This is a genomic window from Streptococcus sp. 2154, from assembly GCF_013277255.1.
GTDB lineage: Bacteria > Bacillota > Bacilli > Lactobacillales > Streptococcaceae > Streptococcus > Streptococcus pseudopneumoniae.
Genome location: NZ_VMMK01000028.1, coordinates 49,510 through 60,792, shown reverse-complemented (window position 1 = coordinate 60,792; position 11,283 = coordinate 49,510). Strand labels below are relative to the sequence as shown.

Genomic DNA, 11,283 nt, shown 5'->3' with positions numbered 1-11,283 from the left:
GATTTTCATTGAGTATTACTAGCTTTTTCCATATTAATTCAGCTTTTTGTTTATTTTTAGTAACAGGCAAGGAGCTGTAGATAAAACTCAAGTTCATCAAAGCGACTTAAGGCCCTAATAAAAGATAAACAAAATGACGGATAGAAAAAAGCCCACACACGGAATCTACTTCCATGTGAGGGCGTTGGTAACGCGGTGCCACCTCAATTATAAAGGAACTATCTCCTTTACATCTCTGCCTTGTCTAACAACAAGCTGCACTGTAAGGTGTGCGCACCGAATTTTCATTGTTTCAAATTCATTTTTTAAATCAGCCCACTTTCACTACTTCCAACCACCTATTCACAATCACCACAGGCTCCCTGAAGATCAAAAATAGTTACTTTTCTGATTTGTTGAACTTATTTTAATACTTTGTTTTTTCTTTGTCAAGACTTTTTTACGATTTTTTTGAAAATATCATTCGAATGTGACCATGTCTTCCTTAGATCGAACATGAACATGTCCCACTTGTTAGAAATTGGATCCAACTCAATAGAAACTGAATGGAGGCTAAACAGAACTTATTTTAGAACACTCCATCTTTTCCACTAGGATTTTCAAGAATTAAACAATACTAGAAACTCTGTCTCCTAACAAATTTAGGAGAAACTTCAACAGATGTGACACTTTCCCCTTTAATAATTGCTAAAACACCTTCTATCATTTCTTTAGCCAATTTAACATAATTGGGAGCAATTGTAGACAAAGCTGGAGTATAATACTGAGAAATAGGAATATTATCAAATCCAATGATAGAAATATCATCTGGAATAAGAATTCCTTTCTCATAGCACGCACGAATCAAGCCCTGAACCTTTTCATCTCCTGAAACAAAAATAATGTCCGGATCATTTTGGGTAGTCAAGTGCTGCATTGCATAAGAATAAACTGAATCAATTGTAGATAAGCCATAAATGACTTTTAAATCCATAAAGTAATTTTTATCATTCAGAAAAGAACGCACACCTCTTTCACGATCCTTATTAACATGAGATTCTCCTCCCATAAGCAACCACATATTTTTAAATTTTTCTTCAGTTACAGCTTTCATCATATCATAAGTAGCTTGAAAATTATTATTAGATACATAGACTACTCCAGACGTTTGAGATTCACCGAAAACAAGAAAAGGCATATGGTTCTTCTTTAAATACTGAATTCTGATATCATCTACACTTTCATAAAAAACAATAACACCATCTACTAGGCTACCTGTGCTTGATATAATTGAATTACTAATTGTATCCTCCTCTCCAAAGTACTCAACTATAGCATTAACACCATACTCTTTACAAGTTTGTAAAACTTTATCTAATAAAGTTTGAAACCAAATTAAAGGAAAAGAGTCGATTTTTTTTACAGAAATCAATATATTTATAGCTTCTTTTTTAGTTAAATTTTTTGCATACGCATTTGGAATATACGACAATTCCTCTATAACTTTTTGAATCGCTTGATAAGTTTCTTCTTTAACATTTACTCCACCATTAATAACTCGTGAAACTGTTTTTGGAGAAAAACCTGATAAACGTGCAATGTCATAAATAGTTACTTTTTTCCCATTTATATTTTTCATTTCAGTCCTCCATTACGAACATTCTAATATTACTATACAATATTTAATTTTTTTTAACAAGAGAATTTAGTAAATTATTTAAGATCCACAAATTCACAAAATTAATTTTACAAATATTCTTCCCCTTCAAAAAAGTTTAAATTGCATTTCACACCTTTATTTTTAAGAATGTTTCCAACTTCACGACAAATAAATTCATATGAGAAAAAACTACCATAAAATTGTAGATTAACTTTTTCAGTAAAATGTGTAGGATTTATAAAAAAATATAATAGCCTGTCAATGTAACATTTTAACATAGAGTTAATTTTTTCTTTAAAGATAACATTTGTTATCAACTCATCAGGAGATAAATGAAAGGCAAACACCATTTCATAAATATCATAAAAAGAAATAAATTTGTATACTTGTATCAAACAATTATTATCAAAATATTCTATTTTACCTAAATCAAAATTGATTTTATAATCTTTCATAAAAACCTCTGAGCAAAAATCTACTCAAAAATTAGATGATTAAAACATCTAAAAAACAAAAGGACAAAAACATCTGTCCCTTTGTTTACTAAATTTCAGCTAATTTCTTCGACATAAATAACACCTACAATATTAGCAATTTCTTCCATCAAACGAAGATGTTCAAATCTACCTGATAATTCCAGAGTAATAAATGACGCTATTTTTTTGTCTGGAACATCAAAGTATTCAATTCTGTCAGAATTAACATCTCCAAACGCTGTTCTTGAATCGGTCATTCTGATACCATTTTCTGCACAATAAACCAATACACGATTATAGGCTTCTGTAGATTTAACCACTATATACAATTCAATCATTTTAGAACGATTTCGTAGATATTTTTTTAGTGGTTGGAACATGGATATCACACCCCAAACAGAAATGGCTACTAAAAGAGCTCCCTCATAAAAACCTACTCCAATAGCTAATCCAATTCCTGCCGAAGCCCAAATGCCTGCTGCAGTTGTTAAACCAGTTATTTTCTTTTTATCTGTAATAAGTATTGTTCCAGCCCCAAGAAAACCAACACCTGATATAACCTGCGCACCTAAGCGTGTAGGATCTCCTGTACCAAATTTATAAGATACGTATTCATTCGTCATCATAATTAAACATGCAGCCAGACAAACAATACTATGTGTACGAATACCTGCTGGTTGAGATTTACTTCCTCTCTCTAAACCAATTACACCACCAATAACTACTGATAAAACAATCCTGACAACTATTTCAATATGTGATAACCCAAGACTAGTGGCTGTCATGATTATTTCCTTACTTTACGCCCCGGTCTTTGTGTGAAGTATAATACAGTTCCAGAAACAATCATCAGAACAATTGTATAAACAAATACCAGAGCTTGTGCATTAGATGTTGCTGTTTCATCACCTGCAGATCGAATCGTAATACCTAATGGTTGAGCTAGGGGATGGTAAAGGAATACAGATAAGTCGAAGTCAGTTAATAAAGAGTTAAAGTTTAAAGCAATAACAGAGAGAACAACCGGTAAAATAAATGGAATGATAACCTTCATCATAGTATAAAAAGGTGAAGCACCCATACTTCTTGCTGCATCTTCCATCTCATCATCAACACTAAATAAAATAGCACGTACCATTCTATAAGAAAATGGGATTTTTACAACTATATATGCAATAAGTAGAATTACCAAACTACCTACCAAAATCTGATTCAAGACAAGAAATTGTGGCTGATTAAAAGTAAATAATAAACTTACTGCTAAAAGTGTACTTGGTAGTAACCAAGGAAGTAGAGCACCATATTCAAATAAGAAATCAAAACGAGATTTATGTTTTCTGACAACACGAGCAAATACAACTGCGAGAATTGTTGCTGTTGTCGCAGCAATAATAGAATAAATAAAGCTGACCAAGAATGGAGAGAATGCCGCACTATTACTAAAGAATAAGCGATAATTTTCTAAAGTAAAGTTTGATAATGTTAAGTTACCTGTTTGAATTGCAACTGGATCTGTAAATGAGTATAATACTATAAAAATTAGTGGAAGCATGAAAACTGTGAACAATCCATATGCTACAATGTGAGCAATGATATTCCAAGGCTTAGACGCAATTTTTTGTTTTTTAAGAGGCGCTTTAGTCTTAGAGATAGAAATATAATTTCCACCTTTTTCTATCTTATTCATGATAGTAAGCAAAATTGTAGTTGCAATACCTAAAATAATTGCAAGTAAGGCAGCTAAATCACGAGAATTCCCCATCCCTGCAAATGTAATAATCATTGGATTTATAGTTTGAAATTCTTTACCACCAACAATCATGGGTGCTGCTACTGCAGATAAACCACTAAGAAAAACCATAATAGTAAGTGCAAATAGAGTTGGAATTAAGGTTGGTAACACTACTTTTCGGAAAACAGTAAATGGTTTTGCTCCCATATTTCGAGCAGCCTCAATAGTGTGATAGTCAACGCTTCGAATTGTATTTGTTAAAAACAATGTATGATTAGCCGTTCCTGAAAATGTCATAATGAATAAGACTGCACCATACCCAATAAACCAGTTAGGGTCTAAAGAAGGGATAATATTTTGTAAAAATTTTGTAATCAATCCATAAGGACCATAGACAAATTTATATCCAGTCGCTAAAACCACTCCTCCATAAATTAAAGAGGTCATATAACCTAATTTTAAAATTTTAGCACCTTTAATATCAAAGTACTCTGTAAATAGAACACAAAGAATACCTACGACATTAACTGTAATAATGAGTGAAAATGCTAACTTAAAACTGTTCATAATACTCTGAAGTGCCCTCTGAGATTTTAGAACACGATGTACAGCATCAAGGGAAAATTCTCCTCCTTTTACAAATACATTCACTACTAGATCAAAGTTTGGATAAATAATAAATGTTACTAAGAACCAGATTAACCCTAAACGAATAAGCCAATCTTTTAAATTTAATTTATGACGCATACTGCACCTCCTTAAAATTGCAGAACGTCTGATGGAGTGATAAATAATTCCACACTTTCTCCGACAGATCTAATAACAGCCTGACTATCAATACTTGTTACATTAAGAATCTGACTTTCAGAAACTTTTATTGTATAGTGAATTGTAACTCCAGAAAACTCAACATCAATAATTGTCCCTTTTAGAGTGAAATCTTGTTCAGTTTCACGATTGAATCGAACTTTCTCTAATCGAATGTATCCTTTTTTATCTTCTAAGAAAACGCTTGTATTTTTCAATAATACTTCGTGGACTGTTTCATCGGTCAAAACATTAATATCTCCAATAAAATCACATACAAATTCAGTTTGAGAATTATGATAAATTTCTACTGGTGTACCGACCTGTTCGATGTATCCATTGTTAAAGACTGCAATTCTATCAGATAAAGTCAAGGCTTCCTCTTGATCATGAGTAACATATAAAGTAGTAATACCTAACTCTTTTTGAAGTCTTTTCAACTCTTTTCTCAAATCTACACGTAATTTTGCGTCAAGGTTTGACAATGGTTCATCTAGACAAAGAATTTTAGGTTCAAGAACCAGAGCACGAGCCAATGCTACCCTTTGTTGTTGACCCCCAAATAATTCTGATACATTACGCTGTAACTGTTGATCAGAGATCTTAATTTTTGCTGCTACTGCTGATACTTTAGCTTTAATAACATCTGGAGCTACCTTCTTAACTTTTAAACCAAATGCAATATTATCAAAAACAGTCATAGTTGGAAATAGCGCATAAGATTGAAATACAATACCAATTCCACGCTTTTCAGGTTCCAAATGAGTGACATCTGTTCCATTAACTTCAATACTTCCTGATGATGGATTTAGAAAACCTACCAAAGCTCTCAAAGTAGTTGATTTACCACATCCTGAAGGCCCAAGAAATGTAAAGAATTCCCCTTCATGTATATCTAAATTCAGATTATCAATTGCAACAAAATCACCATATTTAATTTGAATATTATCAAATTTAATCATCTCACTAACTCCCTCTATCACTAAAGCCAAAAGCCTCTCTTTATTTCTTCCATAAATTTAGAAATAATAGAGAGACTTGGACATAAAAAATAACTCTTATTTCTTATTTTACGTATTCTAATTCAGCTTTTTCTACCCATTCATCCAAATGCTTTCCAACAGCTTCCCAGTCAATATTTTGTGGTTTCACTTGATCAACAAATTTTTTCGTATCTTCAGGTAACTCTTTTAGGGCATCTTTATTGGCAGGAATAGATCCAAATTTTTTACTATATTCTACTTGAATTTCTGTTTGACCAAACCAATCAATAAATTCTTTAGCTAACGCTTGTTTTTTACTAGTGCTTAAAACCATAGTTTGTTCAGTTACAAATGGTACACCAATCTCAGGAGTCATAACTTTGAATTCAACATTTTGTTCTTTTTGTCCGATTAACGCTCCAGAACCCCAGATCATACCGTATTGAATTGGGCTTTCTTTATCTAACGCTTTAACAACTGAGCTTTCACCTTTTTGAAGAGTATAGGCATTTGCAAAGTATTCTTTTGCAACTTCCCAGCCCTTTTCCGATACTCCTAAATCACCTTTTTCATCAAGATAACGAACTAAGATACTTGCTAGAATTGCCCGTCCTGTACCACCTTGAAGACCATAAATTGAATATTTACCTTTATACTTACTACCTAATTCAGTCCAATCTTTAGGCATTTCTTTTACATCAGGCGCCCCAATTAAAACTAATGGTTGAACAATCACAGGATTATAATAATTATCTTTATCTGATAAAGATTGATCAATCTTATCTAACCATTTAGGCTTGTACTGTACTAGTAATTTTTGATCTCTAATTTTATTTGAATCAACAGCACCAATTCCAAATACCATATCTGCAACTGCATTATTCTTCTCAGCAATAACACGGTCTGCTAATTGAGCACCAGCGATATCAACCATTTTTATATTAAAACCAGCTTCTTTTGCTTTAGCAGTTAACCAATCACCACGACCATTTGAGACTGAGTTCGAATAGATTACTAATTCTTGACTTTTATCAGCTTTTTCTTCAGATGAAGAAGCAGTCGTAGAATTTGAACCTCCAGAGCAAGCAGCAAGTGTAGTAAGAGCAACTCCCGTTGCAAGTACAGTAGACCAAACTTTCATTTTTTTCATGATAAGTTCTCCTTTTTTATTATTTTATTTAAATTTTTCGTGATATGGAACAAATTGTCTCATATCTTCAAATACAGTATAGTCAATACGGTTTACAGTAATAGTTGAAATCTTCTCTAATAAGATTTCAGTTAATTCTGCTCTGACTTTAGTAAACTCTTCTTCCTCCTCTTCGGTTAGAGGAATCCGAAGATACCCAATTGAAATATGGAATTGATATCTATCATGATTAGGGAAACGAACACCTGCTTTTTCTGAGACATAAGTACGAATTTCTTCTAATCTCTTTGCAGAAGCTTCATCTGCAGGTTCAACTAGTATGTTTTGTTTTCCCATTTCAGTTATACGCATATGAATTTCTTCATCCAACAATGGAAAAATTTCAAGTTGTTTAGCAAAGTAATCATGTATTTCCTGTAAAGGTGTATCTAGAGGAAGATTACTGCTCCAAAACTCCGTTTCACGATTTTCATGGCACAACAATTCAATTACAGTCATGTGAATAGAATTCCTTGGAGTTAAAGTAAACTTATCGATAAATGGTAATTCTCTATAACGTGATTGAATAATATCAACAACTTCCATCAAATCTTGTTTAGTATAAAGATTTGCTACAACTGTATTCCCAGGGAAATGATTAAATTCCCCATTCTCTTTGAACTTAATTTTTGTTAAGTTTTTCATATAAAGACCTTCTTTTTTTATATTTGACATCGGTGTCACCATGTTTACATTATACAATGAAACCGTTTCCTTTGTCAAGCGCTGTCAAACATTTTTTTAATTTATCTTTCATTAAAAGGTTAAGTAATTTTTCCAAAATACAGCACTCATATAGACAGTATCATCAATTATAGCCATTGGGATTTTTTGATTGCCAATTCCATGTATCTCTACACATGTCTTCAATCGATTTTGTTGTTCTCCAATTTAATTCCTTATATGCTTTGTCTGCATTTGCATAACAAGTTGCAACGTCTCCTGAACGTCTTGGAACTATTTTATAAGGAATAGGGATCTTATTAACACTTTCAAATGTATTTACAAGTTGTAATACACTAGTGCCTTCTCCCGAGCCTAGGTTATAGATATAAACATCTGTTTTTTCAGATACTTTTTCTAAAGCTTTTATATGTCCTATTGCTAAATCTACTACATGGATATAATCACGCACACCAGTACCATCAAGCGTATCATAATCATTTCCGAACACACTTAGCTCTGACAGCTTACCTACCGCTATTTGTGCAATATAAGGCATCAAGTTGTTAGGAATTCCTGAGGGATCTTCCCCAATAAGCCCAGACTCATGAGCACCAATTGGATTGAAATAACGAAGCAACGCAATACTCCATTCTGAATCTGCCACATGAACATCTTTTAAAATTTGCTCAAGCATCACTTTCGTATACCCATAAGGATTTGTCGCACTTGTTTGCATCGTCTCAATTAGAGGTGACTGATTGTTAATTCCATATACAGTCGCACTTGAAGAAAAGACAATCTTTTTAACATTAAATTCTGACATCACTTCAACAAGTGCCAATGTACTCATAATATTATTTTTGTAGTACACCACAGGCTTTTGCACGGATTCTCCGACAGCTTTATAACCTGCAAAATGAATTGCAGCATCAATCGATTCTTGTTCAAATACCTTTCTCAATGCTTGTTTATCACAAACATCTAATTCGTAAAACACAGGACGTATTCCTGTAATTGCTTCAATACGGTCTAGCACCAAGATGCTAGAATTCGAAAGGTTGTCGACAATGATAACTTCCTTTCCTAAATTTAGTAATTCTACTACGGTATGGCTACCAATATAACCAGCTCCGCCTGTTACCAATATTGCCATTTGGGTTTCCTCCTAATTAATTCCAACCGACTTAACAAATCTCATAAACGCTTCATGTCCAGATGAAGTATTCTTATAAACACCTGCATCTTCTAGGACTCTCGCAAATGCTTGTCCTACTTCGTGTTGAACTACGCTATTAACCTCTTCTTTTTTAATGTTAGGATATTTTTCTTTCAATTGGTCGGCCCATTCTAAATGATAATCCGCAATTGCGTTTTCCTCTCCTAAAAGATATTTTCCAACTTCTTCTAACTCTGGTTTCAAACGAGGTGGTAATATCGCAAGTCCCATCACTTCGATTAATCCGATATTTTCCTTTTTAATATGTTGTACATCTTGATGAGGATGGAAAACACCATCTGGGTATTGTTCAGTAGTATGATTATCTCTTAGAACAATATCTAATTCATATCTCCCGTCCACTTTACGAGCAATAGGAGTCACCGTATGGTGTGGGACATCTTCAGTCATAGCAATGATGTCTACTTCTAAATCTGAATATTCTCTCCACTTATTTAAAATTTTAGTAGCTAAATCTAACAAGCGATTTTTATTTTCACTTTGTAACCTAATTACTGACATTGGCCATTTTACAATACCAGCATTAATATCCTCAAAGTCTTTAAAACGAAATTCACTCTCAAATTTTGCTTTTTCCATTGGGAAAATATATTTCCCTCCCTGATAGTGGTTATGACTAAGAATGGAGCCTCCTGAGATAGGAAGATCAGAATTTGAACCAGCAAAATATCCTGGCAAAATATCAACAATCTCCAATAATTGTTCAAATGTTTTAGAGGTAATAGCCATTGGTACATGTTGACTATTCAAAAATATCGCATGCTCATTAAAGTATGAGTAGGGAGAATACTGGAATCCCCATACTTCGTCACCAAGTTTCAACCGAATAATTCTATGATTCGAACGTGCTGGATAATTTATTCGCCCCTGATATCCTTCATTTTCCATACATAGTAAACATTTGGGATAATTAGTTGCTTTTACTAATTTTTCAGCAGCAATTGTTTTTGGATCTTTTTCGGGTTTTGACAAATTTATCGTAATCTCTAGCTCTCCATATTTAGTTGATGCTCTAAACTCAATATTCTTAGCAATAGCAGAAGTTTTAATATAATCACTATCTTTACTTAACTTATAAAACTCTTCAACTGCTTCTTGAGGTGATATATCATATGAACTCCAAAAAATATCATTTAATCGACTAGGTAAAGGAACTATGAAATTCATTAACTCTGCTCCTAAACATTCCTTTTCCTCGATTAAATCTTTAATTTTACCGTTTTTTAAGGCGATTTCCACTAAGTAATCTTTTATTTGTTTCAGGTCATTTTCATCGGAAATGCGATCAGTTCCCTCCTCACCTATTAACGCTAATACTCTATTTTTCACATATATTTTGTCAATTTCATTATACATTCCGTATTCAATTACTCTATCAACAAAATTATCAATAATTGTTTTCATATATTTTTCTTTCTAATTTATGTTCCCATATTTTCTATACATTATCCATTTATAAATTGCTTGCGTAGTATGAGCAATTTTATCAAGGTGATGAATAATATCTAAAGCACCAATTACTTCAGAAACATTCCCATCATCTTCAAATATGTAATTCATTATTTTCTTTTCAATATTTATACTAAGCTCTTCTATCTCATTCTGTTTTTGTATAACAACCATATCTAAACATCCAGATTGTTCCTCTCTATAACAAGATATAGCCCTATTCATATGCTGTCCGATAACTTCATGAAGTATTTTTATTTCTGAAATAATTTTCTTCAAATTTTCATTATTTTGAATAATCTGTAGATTTTTTAAAATTTCAACAATTCTATCCCCAATACGTTCAATGTCAGTTGATATTTTTATTACACTAATAATTCTTCTTAAGTCATATGAAACAGGATGTTGTAAACAAATTAACTCAAATCCTTTTTTATCAATATTTAGAACTGACTCATTTATGATTAAATCTTCTTTAATCAATTCTACTCGTTCTTCATTTGATAAATATTCAAATAACTTCTCGTATTTATCAAGCACAGATACCCAAATGGTCTCTAAATTATTTGATAATTCTATAATTTCATTTTCTAAATATAACCTTAACATTTAGGTACCTCTTCTTAACAAAGTTCAATAGTAACAATTAATATTTTAAACAATATATCAAACATCAATAACTAGAATACTTGCATCATCCTTCTTTCCATAGATTGGATCAATAGCAGAAGAATTAAATCTCATCTTAATTAACTCTTCAAAAGTCTTATTTTGATTATTTTGATAGAATTCATAAAAGCCATCACTCATTAAAACAATTTGTTCACTAGTAACATCTATTTGATTAATAATAGCATGGTCTAAAAATCTCTCATCCAACGAACCTATCCAGTACCCACTCGGTTGATTAGATAATTTTCTGATTTTTTGTAAAATAATTTTTTTATTTAAAGCACTATTTGTACCAATTGAATCTTTTATCTCATTTTTTCCTTTTTCAAATAAGTTATCTACTCTATGATCAGTTATTTCCATTTCGTTTACTAACATGACGCAGTCACCTAGCATCATATACTCCAACTTTTTTTCTGAAAGTTTAGCAAAT

The 11,283-nt window shown here is 32.1% G+C and carries 11 protein-coding genes and 1 other annotated feature; all 11 genes read right to left on the bottom strand.

The features are described 5' to 3' along the window. Positions 1-174: 174 nt before the first annotated feature. Positions 175-405, bottom strand: a binding site (T-box leader). Positions 406-616: 211 nt separating this feature from the next. After that, on the bottom strand, positions 617-1,618 hold the full coding sequence (locus HT693_RS04800) for a LacI family DNA-binding transcriptional regulator (RefSeq protein ID WP_000789951.1): 1,002 nt from the start codon (positions 1,616-1,618) through the stop codon (positions 617-619). A gap of 107 nt (positions 1,619-1,725) precedes the next feature. Then, positions 1,726-2,094 carry a hypothetical protein gene (locus HT693_RS04795; protein WP_000656297.1) on the bottom strand — a complete coding sequence of 123 codons (369 nt, stop codon included), beginning with the start codon at positions 2,092-2,094 and terminating at the stop codon, positions 1,726-1,728. Positions 2,095-2,189: 95 nt separating this feature from the next. Beyond that, complete coding sequence (locus HT693_RS04790) at positions 2,190-2,900, bottom strand: MgtC/SapB family protein (RefSeq protein WP_000127549.1); 711 nt, start codon at positions 2,898-2,900, stop codon at positions 2,190-2,192. 2 nt (positions 2,901-2,902) lie between these two features. Next, positions 2,903-4,594, bottom strand: coding sequence for an iron ABC transporter permease (locus HT693_RS04785; RefSeq protein WP_001216175.1), 1,692 nt, complete (start codon positions 4,592-4,594; stop codon positions 2,903-2,905). An 11-nt stretch (positions 4,595-4,605) separates the two neighbouring features. After that, positions 4,606-5,616, bottom strand: a complete 1,011-nt coding sequence (locus tag HT693_RS04780) for an ABC transporter ATP-binding protein (RefSeq protein ID WP_172924967.1) — start codon at positions 5,614-5,616, stop codon at positions 4,606-4,608. A 103-nt stretch (positions 5,617-5,719) separates the two neighbouring features. Then, positions 5,720-6,787 carry an extracellular solute-binding protein gene (locus HT693_RS04775; RefSeq protein ID WP_023941553.1) on the bottom strand — a complete coding sequence of 356 codons (1,068 nt, stop codon included), beginning with the start codon at positions 6,785-6,787 and terminating at the stop codon, positions 5,720-5,722. A gap of 24 nt (positions 6,788-6,811) precedes the next feature. Then, complete coding sequence (locus tag HT693_RS04770) at positions 6,812-7,471, bottom strand: DUF1868 domain-containing protein (protein ID WP_023941554.1); 660 nt, start codon at positions 7,469-7,471, stop codon at positions 6,812-6,814. A 163-nt stretch (positions 7,472-7,634) separates the two neighbouring features. Then, on the bottom strand, positions 7,635-8,645 hold the full coding sequence (galE, locus tag HT693_RS04765; RefSeq protein WP_172924965.1) for a UDP-glucose 4-epimerase GalE: 1,011 nt from the start codon (positions 8,643-8,645) through the stop codon (positions 7,635-7,637). 12 nt (positions 8,646-8,657) lie between these two features. After that, complete coding sequence (gene galT / locus HT693_RS04760) at positions 8,658-10,133, bottom strand: UDP-glucose--hexose-1-phosphate uridylyltransferase (protein WP_023932602.1); 1,476 nt, start codon at positions 10,131-10,133, stop codon at positions 8,658-8,660. 12 nt (positions 10,134-10,145) lie between these two features. Further along, positions 10,146-10,787 (bottom strand): phosphate uptake regulator PhoU, encoded by a 642-nt coding sequence (locus tag HT693_RS04755; RefSeq protein WP_000945329.1) that lies wholly within the window; start codon positions 10,785-10,787, stop codon positions 10,146-10,148. 57 nt (positions 10,788-10,844) lie between these two features. Next, positions 10,845-11,228 carry a hypothetical protein gene (locus HT693_RS11910; RefSeq protein WP_232036082.1) on the bottom strand — a complete coding sequence of 128 codons (384 nt, stop codon included), beginning with the start codon at positions 11,226-11,228 and terminating at the stop codon, positions 10,845-10,847. Between the last annotated feature and the right edge of the window lie 55 nt (positions 11,229-11,283).